Below are 17,237 nucleotides of genomic sequence, written 5' to 3'. Positions count from 1 at the left end.
GTTAAGCGTTCTCCACTTTAAAGGTTTCAGATTGTTTTTCATATTCTAAATGTGCCTCGTCTAGAACATGGATGTATTCAATGTTGAATTTTTTTTCATTTAAACTGGAACGGACTTCTCGGACAGAGTCGGCTTCTACATATGCACACTTTGTGCGTTCTCGAACTGGAATCTCATCCTTTAGTTCTTGATATAATACTTTATAAATCAATCTCATCTCTCCTTACATGATCTTTCTTCATGATTTTTATTTTGTTTGTATTTCTGATTGCCTGATAGCTGATAAAAGCTATCATTCCGTAAATATGACAATTCAGAGGCATCTGTTATTTCCGTAGCATTCATATTAGATATTGTACCTTTTTACACTGTGATTGGGAAACCTCAATGGTAGTCTTTTTTACAAGTTGTAGGTACGCGTCCTTGGCCTAAAAAGTCTTTCCAGCGTTTCTTGAGCTTTTCTTTCAGGCGTTTTAACATACGAATGCAGCTCCTTTCGAATATTAAGAAAAGCAACAAAAACGTTCTACCGATCCAATCCCTCTTAGTTATAGTATAGTACGAGTTGAGGAATATTGAAATAAAAATACGTTATTTGTTGGAAAAATATTTATTATTTCATTTGAGATTGCTTGCTAGCATGATATATTCTATTTTTCACCTATCGCATTTTCTTATACATATACCGCAGTATTTTTCATCATTAAATGTGACTTAATCCATATCATATATGTAATATGTAAAAAGCCGAACTATAGATAAAGTTCAGCTTTTTCGTTCGTATGATTTAAGTTTTGGGACATTCAGTCAATGGCTTTTGCGTTGTCTGGTGCCGAAAATGGGTTTTTGCTGTTTATTCGGTCATAGAACATAATTCCATTTAGATGATCAATCTCATGCTGGAACACAATTGCTGCATATCCTTTAAGTCTAAGCTTCAATGGATTGTTATCCATATCAGTTGCTTTTACTGTAATTCTTGCATGACGTATGACATATCCTTCAACGGTTCTATCCACGGAGAGACAGCCTTCACCTGAAGACAGATATGCATCCTCAACAGAATGGCTAACAATTTTCGGGTTTACAAGACCATAACTATATAGTTTGCCATTAAAGTCTTCAAAGTGAATAGCAACAAGACGCTTGTTAATCCCCAGTTGCGGTGCGGCTAACCCAACCCCAGCTCGTAGATCATACTTTCTTGCTATTTCATCATCTTGGCTATTTTTTAAGAAGGTCAGCATTTCTTCAAGCAACTCCCGCTCTTCTTGCTGTAGGGGAGTTTTTACTTCTTCTGCTGATGTTTCCAAAGAAGGATGTCCTTCACGGACGATATCTTTCATTGTAATCATATTTGGTCACTCCTGCCCGCAAATTTAATTTGAAAATAGGTTCAAGTTTTGTTTTTTGCCAGTATGCCTATAGAAACTATCGTAATATGGTAGTTCATAATTAACGAGATAATTCATGCTTCACTTAACATACCATCTAACCTATATATCTTTCGTGCTTTATTTTATCATAACTTGTAACATTTGATCATAATGTTTGACTGGATCACTCTTTTTCAAAGTTTTTTTACCAGAGATTTAACATGTTTTATGTTATACTTGGGGGCATACATCAAGATTGAGAGGGGAATAAGCCGATGCCATTTAAAAAAGCATCTATATTATTACTATTAGGCTTGCTTGCCATCATATCTGCCTGTAGCAGCGAATCGACTGAAGAGCAAATTCATGGACATTTAGAAGAGGCTGTAGCTCAGGAAAGCGGATTTGAGGAGCAACAGAGCAACATTACGGAACTTGAGCGTCAGGAACAAGACCTATACAGCCAGATTATTGAACTTGGAACAGATGAGATGGATAAGATTAAAGAGCTTTCGCAAAAGGCAACAGAGGTCGTGACAGAAAGAGAGGAAGCACTTGAAGCCGAGAAAGATAGCATCAATTCTGCAAAAGAGGAGTTCCAAAAAACAGAGGACTTGATTGTAGAAATCGAGGACGAGCAGTTAAAGGAAACGGCTGAAAATATGTATTCTACCATGATGGACCGTTTTACGGCATATAAAAAACTTTACCAAGTATATGCTACTGCCATTCAACAAGAGAAAGATCTGTATGGAATGTTGCAAGATGAAAGTACGGAACAGGAAGAACTTACAGATCACATCAACACAATAAATGAGAGTTATGAACAAGTCTTAAATGCAAACGAATCATTTAATGAAAGCACAGCTTCTTATAATGATTTAAAGAAAGAGTTTTATTCTCAGGCAGAAATAGAAGTAGAGTATGAAGACGCCGAGTCCAAGAATGAAGACCAAAGTCAAGAAGAGCAAGATAAAAGTGAGTCTGAATAATATCATATCATCATAAAGAAGGACTGATTTTATCAGTTCTTTTTTTATGTGTTAGAAAATGAAAAATATGTTTGCAGGCAGGTTATGGAAATCTCAAGTTCAGGTACATTTAGAAAGTGGAAGTCATGTGAGTTTCCTTTATTAAAAATATTTTAACCTAGCCACTACGTTTTTAAACAGACTCTATGTCTTTACTACGCACCTGTTCAACTAGATATTAATACAGATTTCGTTCTGAAATATAACAGTTTCTATTTTACGAATTTGGATGGCTTAAAGGTGGAATTCGCTTATATGGGAAGGGTTGAGGAGGTTTCTTGAAAAGCTATCTTTTTTCAGTATTGCCTTGGAGAATACTCAGCTTGCTACGTAAAACAAAGTGTTTGACCAAATAGAGATTTTAGGCTAGTATTTAAGTATAATAATTATTGTACTAATAAATGTCATGGCCCAACTGTAACAGTTTGAAGGATAAATTAAACATAAGATTATAAGAAAATGAAAAAGGGTACAAGATTATTAGTTAATTTGTGCAGTTTTTTTATGTTTTGGGTAGGCTAGTAAGGACAATATTATTTAAAAAGGATATAAGAAAGGAAGAGGTGAACTATTTTGAAACACGTACTTGAAAGTGTTGAAAGTCAGTTCGAAATGTTCCAGATTCTTAATGAAGATGGAAAGATTGTCAACAAAGATGATATGCCTGATCTATCAGATGAGGAATTAAAAGAATTAATGCGCAGAATGGTTTACACCCGCATACTTGACCAACGTTCCATTGCACTAAATCGTCAAGGACGCCTTGGTTTCTATGCTCCAACTGCAGGACAAGAAGCTTCTCAGCTTGGAAGTCAATTTGCACTTGAAAAAGATGATTTCATTCTTCCAGGGTACCGTGATGTACCTCAATTAATCTGGCAAGGTCTTCCGCTATACCAGGCATTTTTATTTTCCAGAGGTCATTTCCATGGTAATCAAATGCCAGAAGGTGTTAATGCACTAAGCCCACAAATTATAATTGGAGCACAGTATGTTCAAACCGCCGGAGTAGCACTTGGTATTAAGAAACGCGGTAGAAAAGCTGTTGCTGTAACATACACTGGTGACGGTGGTACTTCTCAAGGTGATTTCTACGAAGGAATTAACTTTGCAGGAGCTTATAAAGCACCAGCGCTTTTCTTTGTCCAAAATAACTACTTTGCAATTTCAGTACCAGTTGAAAAACAAACGAGTGCTAAAACACTAGCTCAAAAAGCTGTTGCTGCAGGGATCGAAGGAATGCAGGTTGACGGGATGGACGTGCTAGCTGTTTATGCTGTAACGAAACATGCTCGTGAGCGTGCAATCAATGGTGAGGGGCCAATGTTAATTGAAACATTAACTTACCGTTATGGACCACATACAATGGCTGGTGATGATCCAACTCGTTACCGTACTGAAGATCTAGATAATGAGTGGGAGAAAAAAGATCCACTTGTACGCTTCCGTACATTCCTTGAAGAGAAGGGTATCTGGTCTGAAGAGGAAGAAAACAAAGTAATTGAAGAAGCAAAAAATGAAATTAAACAAGCAATCAAAAAAGCAGATGAATATCCAAAACAAAAAGTAACGGACTTCATTGAAAATATGTTTGAAGAACTTCCTAACAATTTGCAGGAGCAAATGGAAGAATACAAAGAAAAGGAGTCGAAGTAAATCATGGCACAAATGACAATGATTCAAGCAATCACTGATGCAATGCGTACAGAACTTAAAAACGACGAGAATGTGCTTGTATTTGGTGAAGATGTTGGTCAAAATGGTGGTGTATTCCGTGCTACTGAAGGGTTGCAGGATGAGTTCGGAGAAGAACGTGTATTTGACACACCACTAGCTGAGTCAGGTATCGGTGGATTAGCTGTAGGTCTTGCCCTTGAAGGCTTCCGTCCAGTACCAGAGATCCAGTTCTTCGGCTTCGTATATGAAGTAATGGATTCAATTAGCGGACAGCTTGCTCGTATGCGTTACCGTTCAGGTGGACACCATACTGCACCTGTAACAATTCGTTCACCATTTGGTGGCGGTGTACACACACCAGAATTGCATGCCGATTCTTTAGAGGGTCTAATCGCCCAACAACCAGGGATTAAAGTGGTTATTCCATCTAATCCTTACGATGCGAAAGGTCTACTAATTGCTGCAATTCGTGATAACGACCCTGTATTGTTCCTAGAGCATATGAAACTATATCGTTCTTTCCGTGAAGAAGTTCCGGAAGAGGAATATACAGTAGAAATTGGTAAAGCAGAAGTGAAACGTGAAGGAACGGATGTTACGCTAATTTCTTACGGAGCGATGGTACATGCTTCTCTTAAAGCAGCTGAAGAACTTGAAAAAGATGGCGTTTCTGCAGAAGTAATTGATTTGAGAACTGTTTCTCCAATCGATATCGATACAATTATCGAATCCGTTAAGAAAACAAACCGTGTAGTAGTAGTACAGGAAGCACAACGCCAAGCTGGTGTAAGTGCCAATGTAGTAGCTGAAATACAGGAAAGAGCAATCCTTCATCTTGAAGCTCCTGTATTGCGTGTTACAGCACCAGATACAGTATACTCCTTCTCAGCAGCAGAAGAAGTTTGGTTACCTAACCATAATGACATCGTAGAAAAAGTAAACACTGTATTAAATTTCTAAATAAGTGAACAGGAGGTAGTTATAATGGCATATGATTTCAAATTGCCGGATATCGGTGAAGGTATTCACGAAGGTGAAATAGTTAAATGGTTTGTTAGTGTAGATGACGAAGTAAAAGAAGATGATGTGCTTTGTGAAGTACAGAACGATAAAGCAGTTGTAGAAATACCTTCTCCTGTAGAAGGTAAAGTAACAAAGCTTCATGTTGAAGAAGGAACTGTAGCTGTAGTTGGCGATAAACTAATTACATTTGATGCAGAAGGCTATGAATCTTCTGATGATGAGGATTCAGCTGAAGAAGAAGCAACAGAAGAAGCACCAAAAGAAGAGAAAAAAGAAACTGCTAAATCAGATGATAAAGACGAAAGCAGTGACAAACGTGTTATTGCCATGCCTTCAGTAAGAAAGCATGCACGTGATAATGACGTTAACATTACTGAAGTAACAGGTTCTGGGAAAAACGGACGCGTTTTAAAAGAGGATATTGACCAATATCTAAATGGTGATCAGCCGTCTACTCAAACTGAGACTCCAGCTGCATCTGAAAAAGCAGAAAAACCTGCACCGCAGGCAACACCAGAGGGTGAATACCCAGAAACTCGTGAAGCTATGAGCGGTATTCGTAAGTCAATTGCAAAAGCAATGGTTAATTCCAAAACAAAAGCACCTCATGTTACACTAATGGATGAGGTAGACGTTACAGAGCTTGTCGCACATCGTAAGAAATTCAAAGCTGTTGCAGCAGAGCAAGAAATTAAATTAACTTATTTACCATATGTTGCAAAAGCACTTGTTTCAGCATCTAAGAAGTTCCCTATCTTGAATTCTTATATAGATGAGAACACAAACGAGATTGTGCAGAAGCATTACTACAACATCGGTATTGCGGCAGACACAGAAAAAGGTTTGTTAGTACCAGTTGTGAAAAATGCTGACCGTAAGTCAATCTTTGCAATTTCACAAGAAATTAATGAACTTGGTGCAAAAGCACGTAATGGTAAACTTGCTCCAGATGAAATGAAAGGTGCTTCTAATACAATTTCTAATATTGGTTCTGCTGGTGGACAATGGTTCACTCCAGTTCTAAACTATCCAGAAGCGATTATTCTTGGAATTGGTCGTATTGCTGAAAAACCAGTAGTAAAAGATGGTGAAATTGTTGTTGCACCTGTACTTGCATTGTCATTAAGCTTTGATCATCGTATTGTTGATGGAGCAACAGCACAGCTGGCTCTAAATCAAATCAAACGATTGTTAAGCGATCCACAATTAATTATGATGGAGGCGTAAATTATGGTAGTAGGAGATTTCCCGATTGAACTAGACACACTAGTAGTTGGAGCAGGACCTGGTGGCTATGTAGCTGCCATCCGTGCTGCTCAGCTAGGCCAAAAAGTTACGATTGTAGATAAAGGAGCTCTTGGTGGAGTTTGTTTAAATGTTGGATGTATTCCTTCGAAGGCTTTAATCCAAGCCGGACATCTTACAGAGCATGCTCATGGTAACGAAGAACTTGGTATTAAAACAGAGAACGTTACGGTTGATTTTTCAAAAGTTCAAGAATGGAAGGGCAGTGTAGTAAATAAGCTAACTTCTGGGGTTGAAGGACTTTTAAAAGGAAACAAAGTAGACATTCTTAATGGTGAAGTGTATTTCGTTGATAAAAATACAGCTAAAGTAATGGATGAGAAAAACTCTCAAACATATACGTTCAACAACTGTATTATTGCAACTGGTTCAACACCAATTGAAATTCCTAGCTTCAAATTCTCTGATCGTGTACTGGATTCTACTGGTGCACTAAATCTTAAAGAGATTCCTAAAAAGATGGTAGTAATCGGTGGAGGTTACATTGGTACTGAACTAGGTACTGCTTATGCTAACTTTGGCACTGAAGTTACAGTCTTAGAAGGAACAAAAGATATTCTTGGTGGATTTGAAAAACAAATGACGCAAGTAGTTAAAAAACGCTTGAAAAAGAAAAATGTTTCAATCATCACTGAGGCTATGGCTAAAGGTGTAGAAGAAACAAAAGATGGCGTAACTATTTCTTATGAAGTGAATGGTAAAGAAGAGAAAATCGATGCAGATTACGTACTTGTAACTGTAGGACGTCGCCCTAATACGCAGGAGCTTGGTCTTGAGCAAGTGGGTATTGAAATGGACGACCGTGGCCTTGTGCAAATTGATAAGCAATGTCGTACTAATGTTGAAAACATTTATGCGATTGGTGATATTGTTCCAGGTATGCCGCTTGCCCATAAAGCGTCTTACGAAGGAAAAATTGCTGCAGAAGCTATCAGTGGAGAAAAAGCTGAAATCGATTATATCGGAATGCCAGCTGTTGTATTCTCTGATCCAGAATTAGCTTCAGTTGGTTTAACTGAACAAGAAGCAAAAGATGCAGGCTATAAAGTTAATGCTGCTAAATTCCCATTTGCAGCAAATGGCCGTGCGCTTTCACTAAATGATAGTGATGGCTTCATGAAGCTTATTACAAGAGAAGAAGATGGACTTGTAATCGGAGCACAAATTGCTGGTCCTAATGCAAGTGACATGATTGCTGAAGTCGGCCTGGCAATTGAAGCAGGTATGACTGCCGAAGATATTGCACTAACTATTCATGCACATCCAAGCTTAGGTGAAATCACTATGGAAGCTGCAGAGCTTGCAATGGGTACACCAATTCATATGATGAAATAATAAAGATCTTGCGTAGACACTACGCAGATTAAAAGAAGGCTGCCTCAGAAGTCGATATACGACTTCTGAGGCAGTCTTTTTATTATTATGCCTCCTACGTATATACATACTCTTTTTAGTCCTCAATTTGTCGATAATGGCTGCCTATTACGATGGTAACTTGTTCGTTAGAGTAGCAAGCCTTAGAAGACACTTGGTGAAACTATCATCTCTCTGAAGTTAAACTATCATTTTAACTCCTCACGCTTGTTAAACCCCAAATAAAAGCCGAATGGCGATTCGAAGCTTAGGTGGGGATTCCCAACAGGTTTCGATACCATTCGGCATATTACTTAATAAAGTTGATATTAACAGCTAGTTACTAGTATAAAGGAAGAGGGAAGAAGTTTCTTTATCTCTTCTTACTAAAGTCAATATCCTTTGCTTCCGCTCTAAATGACTTGATTAAGGAGGCTACAATCAAGATCATGATTATTGCGAAAGGGAAGGCTGCTATAATGGAAGCAGTTTGTAAGGCTTCTAGTCCACCTTGCCATAAAAGTACTGCCGCCGCACTAGACTGCAATAGACCCCATATGAACTTCACAATATTTGGTGGGTATAGGCTGCCATTTGTTGTCTGCATTCCTAATACAAATGTTGCTGAATCTGCTGATGTTATAAAGAATGTTGTTATTAGCAAAATAGCAATGATGGTCATAACCATGGCAAAAGGATAATGTTGTAATACAGAGAATAATGCAGCCTCAGTACCAATTGCATTTACATCTGCTTGGATATTTGCATTTTGGAAAAACTCTAAGTTTATGGCTGATCCTCCAAAAACAGTGAACCATAGTGCGCCAAAGATAGTTGGGACTAACAGCACACCGAGAACAAACTCTCTAATCGTTCTCCCGCGAGATACACGAGCAATAAACGTACCTACAAAAGGCGCCCAAGAAATCCACCATGCCCAATAGAAAATGGTCCAACCATTGATCCAAGTTGTATTATCTTCGTTGAATGGTGTCATTCGAAAGCTCATGCTTGGCAGGTTTTGAATATAGTTACCTAATGTGTTAGTAAATAGATTTAATATATACGTTGTCGGTCCTGCGAATAACAAGAATACCATCAATAAGAAAGCTAAAATTAGGTTAGCATTACTTAAATACTTAATCCCTTTATTTAATCCAGTCATGGCCGATGTCATATAAAGTACTGTAACGATCCCAATTATAATTAATTGAAGTGATATAGATTGCTCCATACCAGTTAAAAAGCTTAAACCGCCGCTAATTTGGATTGCGCCAAACCCTAGCGATGTTGCTACACCGAATACTGTAGCAAAGACTACAATAAAGTCGACAAGCGTTCCCCACTTTCCACGGATGCGTTCACCAAATAACGGTTCTAATATGGCACTTACTACCCCTGGAGACTGCTTACGGAATTTGAAATAAGCAAGGGCTAAAGCGATGGTTGCATAAATTGCCCATGGGTGGAATCCCCAATGGAAGAAGCTATATTGTAACGCTGTTTTTGCAGCATCACTTGTTTCCGCATCCCCAAATGGTGGTTCATGGAAATGTGATAGTGGTTCTGCTGCACCCCAGAATACAAGTCCAATCCCCATACCTGCACTAAATAACATAGCAAACCAAGTGAGGTACCCGTATTCTGGTTTATCTCCAGGCCTTCCTAGTTTAATATTTCCATATTTTGAAAAGATTAAATAGATAGCAAAGATAAGGAAGCCTGTGGCGCTGAGTAGATAGAACCAACCAAATGTGTCAACAAGGTAACTTTGGATAATACTCGTTATATTGTCGAGATTTGCAGTGGGTAGCACACTATGTGGTATAATTCCCCATATTATAAATAATACTGTGACAATTGCGGATATCCAGAAAACATTCGATACTTTTTTCATATTTTCCCCTCTCTTATATTTTTTTGAAATAATAATTATGTAGGCACACAATTAAGTATTAAAACACATTCCTTAATATCCTTCAAACCTAAACATAATATTCCCTAAAAGAAAAATTATAGTCGACTTTACGTTATACCCTTTAACTAGGTGATGAAACACGAAATAATCGGAAAGGGAAAAGAATTGTAATGGCCTGATTTTATACTTTATAATAGAGTAATCAAATTAGTTCAGCAGGAGGGTACATAATGCGACATATTATAATAGGCATTCTATTTGTTTCTTTTCTATTTTTAGCGGCTTGTAACGATAGTCAACAATCCAGTAATGAATCTGAAAATGAGAACCAAGAGGAGAATAGTAAGCAAGAAGAGCAAGGTAACAATCAAGAAGACAATAGTAAAGAGAAAGAGGATACAGAGGATGAGTCTACCGCGAAAACAGAAGAGCAGGAAGAAACAGTAAAGGAACCGATTTATCAAGTAGATTCAGAGACCTCTTCTATCGTTCCGCTTGACGATAGCGGAGATACAAATGAGAAAATAGTATTATTAACGATTGATGATGTACCGGATAAAAATGCAATTAAAATGGCAGAAACCTTAAAGGAGCATAATGCTAGTGCCATCTTTTTTGTGAATGGCCACTTTATTAACACAGAGGAAGGCGCAGAAAAATTGAAAAAAATTCACGAGATGGGTTTTCCTATTGGAAACCATACTTATAGCCATCCTGACCTTTCCACTTTGTCAGAAGAGGAACAGACAGAGGAAATTGTTAATGTAAGTGATCGAATTGAGGAAATCATTGGAGAACGCCCTACCTTTTTCCGAGCCCCTCATGGGATAAACACAGACCACTCACGTGAGGTTGCCAATGAAGAAGGAATGACGATTATGAACTGGACTTATGGCTATGACTACTTTGAACCATACATGGATGTAGAGAAAATAAAGCAGGCAATGATTTCTGGAGAGGGACCGGAAGCTGGTGTCGATTATTCTCTGTTAAAACCAGGTGCGAATCTGCTCATGCATGATAGAGATTGGACCTCAGATGCTTTAGGGGATATTATCGAGGGACTTCGTGACAAAGGCTACGAAATGGTAGATCCAAACTTGATCCAAACAGAAAAGAATACAAATTAAACATTTAACAGGTTACCAGAAAGGTTGGTAACCTGTATTTTTATTTTTAGAGAAGTTGTCCTATTTTAGGAAAGTATTTATGTTTTCCTTTCAGGAAAGAAATCCTTCTTCAGCATGCAAATCAAAAACCAACTTCTCAAATTAATTATTTGATTATTACATACTAATTAGGCTTGATAATTTAATTATGACATATTATAATTAAATTGTTACACAACATTTAATTGGAGAGGGAGCTGATCCTATGGGTACAATTATTTGTCAGGACTGTCAGGAGATTATTGAACACTTTGAAGGAGAAAAAGTAACAACACTGTATGGCACATGCCAGGGATGTAACGCCGAATAAAGAAGAAAGCGCATACTTATTTAAGGATTGATTATTAAACAATACAGACCCGCATACTAATGTATGCGGGTTTTTTTAATTAAATGCTTTATATTCCTTTATCACTCGGATAGTCTCAAGTGTTTCATCTTGTAGTCCTTGAACCGGTAAACCAGCTTCAATATTTTTCCATATATAGACGATATTCTCATCCGTAATAATTTCTCCGGGGATAAAAATAGGTATGCCTGGTGGGTACACCATAATAGATTCCGCACTTATTCTGCCAGCTGCCTCTGAAAAAGGAATAAGTTCGGTTTCAGAATAAAAGGCATCACGGGGTGCTAAGGCTAATAATGGAATGTCTGGAATCGTGACCTGGACTTCGTTTTTTGAAGATAATGGTAGCATCGATTTTTCCAATTCTTGAAGCGCTGAAATTAACTTTCCTATCGTCTGTTCGGAATCCCCAGGTGTAATAATACATAGAACATTATATAGATCTGATAGTTCTACCTCAATATTATGAGTCTTCCTTAGCCATACCTCCGCATCATACCCTGTAATCCCAAGATCCTTTACAGAGATAATTAATTTGGTTGGGTCGTAGCTGTACGCTGCTTCCGTACCTAGAATTTCTTTCCCTGTACAATATATATATTGCAGTTCATTAATGGAATTTCTAGCCGAATTTGCCATACTGATGGCTCGATCGATCTGCGAATGACCAATTGTTGCTAATTGCTTTCTTGCTGTATCAAGAGATGCCAATAATAGGTAAGAAGTGGAAGTTGTTGTTAACATAGAAAGTATTGTTTGAACACGTTCATGGGAAATACGATTTCCTTGTAAATTAAGTACAGAACTTTGCGTTAAGGAGCCACCTAATTTATGCACACTTGTAGCCGCAATATCAGCCCCAGCCTGCATCGCTGAAAGCGGAAGACTCTGATGGAAGTGGATGTGGACTCCATGTGCTTCATCCACTAGCACTGGTATCTCGTAATAATGAGCAATTTCAACAATGGACTCTAGGTCTGCTGAAACCCCGAAGTACGTAGGATTAATTACGAGTACAGCTTTTGCATCTGGATGTGCTTCCAGCGCATGTTTTACTGCTCGTGGTGTAATGCCATGAGAAATACCGAGTATAGGGTCTAGTTCAGGGTGAATGAAAACAGGAACAGCGCCAGAGAAAATAATAGCTGATGTCACAGATTTATGAACATTTCTAGGAACAATTATTTTATCTCCAGGGCTACACACGCTCATAACCATAGCCATAATGGCCCCACTAGTCCCTTGCACAGAGAAGAAGGTATAGTCAGCTCCAAATGCATCTGCTGCCAACTCTTGCGCTTCTTTAATTATACTGTTTGGATGATGAAGGTCATCAAGTGGTTCTATATTAATTAAATCCATCTTAAAAGCATTATCACCAAGGTAGGAGCGAAAAGCTGGCTCCGCTGCGTTGCCTTGTTTGTGACCAGGAATATGGAATTGTGTCGGATGTTTCTCAATATGTTCTAATAACCCGGTAAATAGCGGGGTTCTTGTCTGATCTTTCACAGGGGTGCACCTCATTTTTAAATAAAATAGCTAACGTATTATAGCAAATTTACCTGTTAAATACTAGCTTCATTTTCTTTCCCAGTGCCATATAAGTAATGGTAGTATAAAAAGTATATAAGGAAAGGGGATGGGGGAAGTGAAATGGCAAACAAGGGTAACCTCATTATTGGGGATAAAGTATCCAATTATTCAAGGAGGACTGGCCTATCTTGCCTATGCGGATCTTGCTGCAGCTGTATCTAATGCCGGTGGCCTTGGGCAAATAACTGCAATGAGTTTACCCGATGAAAAGCGCCTACGTGAAGAAATCCAAAAAGTTAGGAGTCTAACTGATAAGCCTTTTGGTGTTAACCTTGCCATAGGTCAACATGGTCGAGCTTATGAACACATGTTAAAGGTGATTTTAGAAGAAAAAGTACCTGTACTTAGTGTTACGGGTGGTAACCCTAAAGACATACTTAACAAAGCAAAAGGGAAGAATATTAAGACACTCGTCCTAGTTGCAGCTAAAAGACAAGCAGTGAAGGCAGAAGAGCTTGGCGCAGACATAGTTATGGTCGTTGGACAGGAAGGCGGAGGGCATCTTGGGCGCGGAGACATAGGCACCATGGTTCTAACTCCATATGTAAGAGAACATGTTTCCATACCGGTTGTAGCATCTGGTGGAATAGTGGATGGCAAGGGAATGATGGCGGCTATGGCGCTCGGAGCTGAAGGTATTGAAATGGGAACAAGGTTTATTGCCACAACAGAATGTGTGGATGCACATATGGCTTATAAACAAGCGATACTTCATGCAGATGAGCAGTCGACAGTGGTGATCAAACGTTCTCTTGGTGCGCCTGCCAGAGCATTACGAAATCCTTGGACAGAACAAATATTAGAAGTAGAAGAACGAGGGGAGGGCTATGAGGCATTAAAGGAGCTAATTAGTGGGCAGGCAAATCAAAGGTATGCTATTGATGGAGATGAGAAAAGTGGGTTTGGCTGGGCAGGTCAAGGGGCAGCAAGAATTGATAAAGTGCTCTCAGCAGAAGAGGTTATACAATCCACTATAAGAGAAGCGGAAGAAATAAGATGTAAATGGCGATAAGGAGAGGATCGAATGAACTACCAATATCCACTAGACGAGACGTGGAGTAAACAGGAAATAATTGATGTAGTAAATTTTTTCTCATTAATGGAAAAAGCGTATGAAAGTGAAGTTAATAAGCAAAACGTCCTTGCTGTATACAATAGGTTAAAAGAAATTATCCCATCAAAAAGTGAGGAAAAGAAAGTATTTGCCGCATTTGAAAAGGAGTCAGGCTATTCGAGTTACAAAGTTGTGAAGAAGGCTAGAGAAACGAGTGAAGAACTCTTTTCGATGGAATAAACTTTTTCATTGTCTCTTGTCCATCAAAAAAACCTTGCGGAGCACAATTGTAATCTGCAAGGTTTTTGCTAAGCTTCATTGGCTAACTAGCGTTGTTTAAGTGCGAGCTGATAAAAAGGTAGCAAAGACTTAAAGGTTTCCTTTGCTGTGTCGATAAAAGCATCCCCATTTGTCACGCGAGAGTCTGTTGGGGAAAGGTGTCTGCCAATAAGAAATTCTGCCTTTTTGACGTCACGAAAACGGTGAACATCTTTAATTTCTAAAGCTTGTAATGGAATTGATTGTTTTTTCATATGATCTAAGGATACAACGAAATCATCCGGTAAAGCTTTTAACTCCTCATAGTGATCTGTAAATGCCTGGGCAATTTGCTGCTTATGATCTAATTCATATATTAAAGCAAGCCAGATGAAGAGATGGTCATCAAACAAACCAATTTGGAAATGAGGATGTTTTTTATATCCCCGTTTATTATCGGCGATAGCCAACCATGTATCATGCGGTGGGTTTACTGTTCTTCTTGCATGCTTAGCAATATGTAAAAACATCTCGTTTTGTACTTCTGCTGCTAGGCAATCCGTTAACAAACTGCCGACCTCTTGAAACTTTGGTTGAATTCTGTCTTGAATCGCAGCCATTCTTTCCTCTAAACCTTCTATATCAAAGGTGTTAAAATCCTCACTCGTAAACCCTTGGAACGACATAAAAATCCTCCTTATTTCTTTCATCTATGATGGATAACAAAAGTATAAATTATTATTAAGTAAATGTCTAAACAAGTCAAGTTTTCTAAACTAACCTGTTTAATACCATTACATATGTTTAAAACAAGCATATTATGGGGAAAGTTATCAAGTAAATAGCTGATTTTCAGAAAATTATTGAACCAAACACAAGGCTGACTCATAAATATATTAAAAGTGATCTGAAAGGTTGTGGAAGAAGTGAAATATGTAATGGAGGCCTTACGTCGTAAAGAAGCACAGGAAAAGCTACCTGTAATCCGCATGGAAATTGACTACGAATTAGTATCACTTTATGATGCACTACAAGCAGAGGACACAGTGGAAGTAATTAAAGCTAAGGAAAAACTTGAGCAATTAAGAAAGCAATTAATTCAAATAGAAAATGATGAAGACGTTAGTTAATCCCAGGGGACACACTGGTATATTTCCGTTTCTGATGACGCACTCTTCTTATTTTGATACTATTAGTATATAGTTTAAAATTGAGTGGAGGTAGCCCAATGAACGCAGATGTACGAGAAACGTTATTTCGACAAGCAAAAGAATGGGTATTGGAAGCAGGAAGCACCATTCGATCTAAAATAAACGACCCATTGACAGTTGACACAAAATCAAATCCAAATGATTTGGTAACCACGATGGATAAAGACACGGAAGCGTTTTTTGCAGGTAAAATAAGAGGAACCTTTCCCGAGCATTTTATTTTAAGCGAAGAAGGGTTTGGCGATGAACTCTCCACAATGGATGGGACAATATGGATTATTGACCCGATTGATGGCACAATGAATTTCGTCCATCAGAAGAGAAACTTCGCAATTTCCATCGGCATTTATCACGATGGAGTTGGAGAAATTGGCTTAATTTACGATGTCATGGATGATGTATTATACAGTGCGCAACGTACTAAGGGAGCGTACAAGAACGGCCAAGAAATCCCTGCGTTAAGTACAGATGTCCCTTTAAAGGAGGCAATTCTTAGCCTCAACCATTTCTGGTTATGTGAGAATCGCCTTGTTAACGAAAAAGAAATGCAAAGGTTAGTCAAAACAGTCCGCGGGACACGTACATATGGATCTGCGGCACTGGAATTTGCGTATACTGCAGAAGGAATAGTTGATGGCTATTTAACAATGAGTCTTGCGCCGTGGGATATTGCTGCAGGTATGGTGATTTTGGAAGAAGTCGGTGGGATAACCACTACCGCGGATGGAAAGCCTGTTAATATGCTAACGAAAAATTCCGTCTTCACAAGCAACCCATGTGTACAAAAAGAGATCCTCAACGACTTCTTAATAAAAGGAAAAAAGTGATGTCCAACTAGGGATATCACTTTTTTCTCCGTTTTAGAGATATTCCAAATCCCATAAGTGCAAAACCTAATAAGATAAATAACACAATAAGCCAAACATTTTGTAAAGCAATCGCCACACCGCACCCTACAAACATGAGGATAACGAGACAGGCAAGTAATAACATAGGAAAATTAATCGTTTTCATAACTCCACCTCTATTCTATCCTCCAATAGTATAAACGATAAAAGTATTTGTTTCAAAACCTATTTGGATAACTTTTCGCCATATTGGCATGTATGGATAGGATCTTGTATGATAGAATAGATTTGATAAATGCTATTTTACGGGATTAACGGGGGACATAGAAATGGACACAAGCTTCAGTATATTATTTGATACGTACATAGAATATTTTGGTACAGATAATCTTTACTTTTCTTTTTACTTGTTAAACTTAATTTTTAGTGCGATTGCATTCAAACTCGGGTTTGCGAGGAAATTACCATTGCTACAAACGATTTTTGTCTACCTTATGCTTGCTGTTGGGGTATACGTTTTAACCATTTTTAGCATTCTAAAATTGCCCATTACAGAAAGTCTTATCGTTGTATCACTCGTACTGGGTATTTACCGATATCGATTACACCGCGAGCGGAATGCATAAAAAAGAACTGCTTATAAAGGGAATAAAAAGCCAAACGGCGTCGAATTGTAATGACAAGGCTCGTCCGTTTGGCTTTTATTATGTTTCCTATTCAATGTTGTTTATCAACGCTGTTCTAGTAAGGAAAGTATTAGCATTTAACTACTCTAACAATGGTTAATTAGATGAAATCGTCTGATCGCTGTTTTTCTTCGTTTAATCTAAATTGCCCAGTTGCAAGTCGTTTCTTTGTGTTGTTGCCAATCCTTTCGTGACAGGGGGCGCATAGATACATATGGATACGGCGGTTTCTTAGCCTTTTGGCTTGAAGCGAATTATCTTCTATATCTTCTACCTGATCACATATAGCGCATTTTACCTGCATGTATATCACCTCTAACTTAAAGTCATGATGCATTTCCTTATAGTATAACATATTCCGACAATCACGAAGAAGAATAGGGAGG

Annotated in this window: 19 protein-coding genes; 12 read left to right on the top strand and 7 right to left on the bottom strand. The window is 38.2% G+C overall.

Translation table 11 applies throughout. The features are described 5' to 3' along the window. Position 1: 1 nt before the first annotated feature. Together AC6CHS_RS04520 and def are read right to left on the bottom strand one after the other, a co-directional pair. Positions 2-211: a DNA-dependent RNA polymerase subunit epsilon gene (locus AC6CHS_RS04520; protein WP_036573377.1), complete on the bottom strand. Its 210-nt coding sequence runs from the start codon at positions 209-211 to the stop codon at positions 2-4. 592 nt (positions 212-803) lie between these two features. Further along, complete coding sequence (gene def, locus AC6CHS_RS04515) at positions 804-1,355, bottom strand: peptide deformylase (RefSeq protein ID WP_498234391.1); 552 nt, start codon at positions 1,353-1,355, stop codon at positions 804-806. A 296-nt stretch (positions 1,356-1,651) separates the two neighbouring features. Here def and AC6CHS_RS04510 point away from each other — a divergent pair, with 296 nt between their 5' ends. From AC6CHS_RS04510 to lpdA, 5 genes are all read left to right on the top strand, one after another. Beyond that, positions 1,652-2,368, top strand: coding sequence for a YkyA family protein (locus AC6CHS_RS04510; protein ID WP_498234389.1), 717 nt, complete (start codon positions 1,652-1,654; stop codon positions 2,366-2,368). A 612-nt stretch (positions 2,369-2,980) separates the two neighbouring features. Further along, on the top strand, positions 2,981-4,063 hold the full coding sequence (gene pdhA, locus AC6CHS_RS04505) for a pyruvate dehydrogenase (acetyl-transferring) E1 component subunit alpha (RefSeq protein WP_498234388.1): 1,083 nt from the start codon (positions 2,981-2,983) through the stop codon (positions 4,061-4,063). 3 nt (positions 4,064-4,066) lie between these two features. Beyond that, complete coding sequence (locus AC6CHS_RS04500) at positions 4,067-5,044, top strand: alpha-ketoacid dehydrogenase subunit beta (protein WP_498234386.1); 978 nt, start codon at positions 4,067-4,069, stop codon at positions 5,042-5,044. 24 nt (positions 5,045-5,068) lie between these two features. Continuing rightward, positions 5,069-6,334, top strand: a complete 1,266-nt coding sequence (locus tag AC6CHS_RS04495; RefSeq protein WP_498234384.1) for a dihydrolipoamide acetyltransferase family protein — start codon at positions 5,069-5,071, stop codon at positions 6,332-6,334. A 3-nt stretch (positions 6,335-6,337) separates the two neighbouring features. Beyond that, positions 6,338-7,747 (top strand): dihydrolipoyl dehydrogenase, encoded by a 1,410-nt coding sequence (lpdA, locus tag AC6CHS_RS04490; RefSeq protein WP_498234382.1) that lies wholly within the window; start codon positions 6,338-6,340, stop codon positions 7,745-7,747. Between the two features lie 391 nt (positions 7,748-8,138). Here the strand turns inward: lpdA and AC6CHS_RS04485 are convergent, their stop codons facing one another. Then, a complete protein-coding gene (locus tag AC6CHS_RS04485) occupies positions 8,139-9,662 on the bottom strand; it encodes a glycine betaine uptake BCCT transporter (RefSeq protein ID WP_498234380.1) in 1,524 nt (507 codons plus the stop codon). Between the two features lie 251 nt (positions 9,663-9,913). Here AC6CHS_RS04485 and AC6CHS_RS04480 point away from each other — a divergent pair, with 251 nt between their 5' ends. Together AC6CHS_RS04480 and AC6CHS_RS04475 are read left to right on the top strand one after the other, a co-directional pair. Beyond that, a complete protein-coding gene (locus AC6CHS_RS04480; RefSeq protein ID WP_498234379.1) occupies positions 9,914-10,813 on the top strand; it encodes a polysaccharide deacetylase family protein in 900 nt (299 codons plus the stop codon). Between the two features lie 244 nt (positions 10,814-11,057). Continuing rightward, positions 11,058-11,162, top strand: coding sequence for a GapA-binding peptide SR1P (locus AC6CHS_RS04475; RefSeq protein ID WP_081779346.1), 105 nt, complete (start codon positions 11,058-11,060; stop codon positions 11,160-11,162). Between the two features lie 75 nt (positions 11,163-11,237). Here the strand turns inward: AC6CHS_RS04475 and AC6CHS_RS04470 are convergent, their stop codons facing one another. Then, positions 11,238-12,710: an aminotransferase class I/II-fold pyridoxal phosphate-dependent enzyme gene (locus AC6CHS_RS04470; RefSeq protein ID WP_498234377.1), complete on the bottom strand. Its 1,473-nt coding sequence runs from the start codon at positions 12,708-12,710 to the stop codon at positions 11,238-11,240. Positions 12,711-12,849: 139 nt separating this feature from the next. Between AC6CHS_RS04470 and AC6CHS_RS04465 the strand changes: the two genes are divergently transcribed. Together AC6CHS_RS04465 and AC6CHS_RS04460 are read left to right on the top strand one after the other, a co-directional pair. Next, positions 12,850-13,806, top strand: a complete 957-nt coding sequence (locus AC6CHS_RS04465) for an NAD(P)H-dependent flavin oxidoreductase (RefSeq protein ID WP_498234375.1) — start codon at positions 12,850-12,852, stop codon at positions 13,804-13,806. A 12-nt stretch (positions 13,807-13,818) separates the two neighbouring features. Beyond that, on the top strand, positions 13,819-14,088 hold the full coding sequence (locus AC6CHS_RS04460; protein WP_498234373.1) for a UPF0223 family protein: 270 nt from the start codon (positions 13,819-13,821) through the stop codon (positions 14,086-14,088). A gap of 86 nt (positions 14,089-14,174) precedes the next feature. On the opposite strand, the gene AC6CHS_RS04455 is transcribed toward AC6CHS_RS04460, so the two are convergent. Beyond that, complete coding sequence (locus AC6CHS_RS04455) at positions 14,175-14,792, bottom strand: YktB family protein (RefSeq protein WP_498234371.1); 618 nt, start codon at positions 14,790-14,792, stop codon at positions 14,175-14,177. A gap of 240 nt (positions 14,793-15,032) precedes the next feature. On the opposite strand from AC6CHS_RS04455, the gene AC6CHS_RS04450 reads away from it, so the two are divergent. Then, entirely contained in the window at positions 15,033-15,236 is a 204-nt protein-coding gene (locus tag AC6CHS_RS04450) for a YkzI domain-containing protein (protein WP_106896543.1), read from the top strand. 98 nt (positions 15,237-15,334) lie between these two features. After that, the gene (locus AC6CHS_RS04445) at positions 15,335-16,144 is read left to right on the top strand and encodes an inositol monophosphatase family protein (protein ID WP_498234370.1); all 810 of its coding nucleotides are present in this window, start codon (positions 15,335-15,337) and stop codon (positions 16,142-16,144) included. A gap of 16 nt (positions 16,145-16,160) precedes the next feature. On the opposite strand, the gene AC6CHS_RS04440 is transcribed toward AC6CHS_RS04445, so the two are convergent. After that, on the bottom strand, positions 16,161-16,331 hold the full coding sequence (locus tag AC6CHS_RS04440; RefSeq protein WP_498234369.1) for a DUF5325 family protein: 171 nt from the start codon (positions 16,329-16,331) through the stop codon (positions 16,161-16,163). 163 nt (positions 16,332-16,494) lie between these two features. Between AC6CHS_RS04440 and AC6CHS_RS04435 the strand changes: the two genes are divergently transcribed. Next, complete coding sequence (locus AC6CHS_RS04435; protein WP_498234368.1) at positions 16,495-16,791, top strand: YlaH-like family protein; 297 nt, start codon at positions 16,495-16,497, stop codon at positions 16,789-16,791. Positions 16,792-16,951: 160 nt separating this feature from the next. Here AC6CHS_RS04435 and AC6CHS_RS04430 read toward each other — a convergent pair whose 3' ends face one another. Further along, complete coding sequence (locus tag AC6CHS_RS04430; protein ID WP_036573340.1) at positions 16,952-17,155, bottom strand: YlaI family protein; 204 nt, start codon at positions 17,153-17,155, stop codon at positions 16,952-16,954. Between the last annotated feature and the right edge of the window lie 82 nt (positions 17,156-17,237).

The sequence above is a fragment of the Oceanobacillus sp. GQ8 genome (genome assembly GCF_059758495.1).
This window is presented reverse-complemented; position numbering and strand designations above follow the sequence as displayed.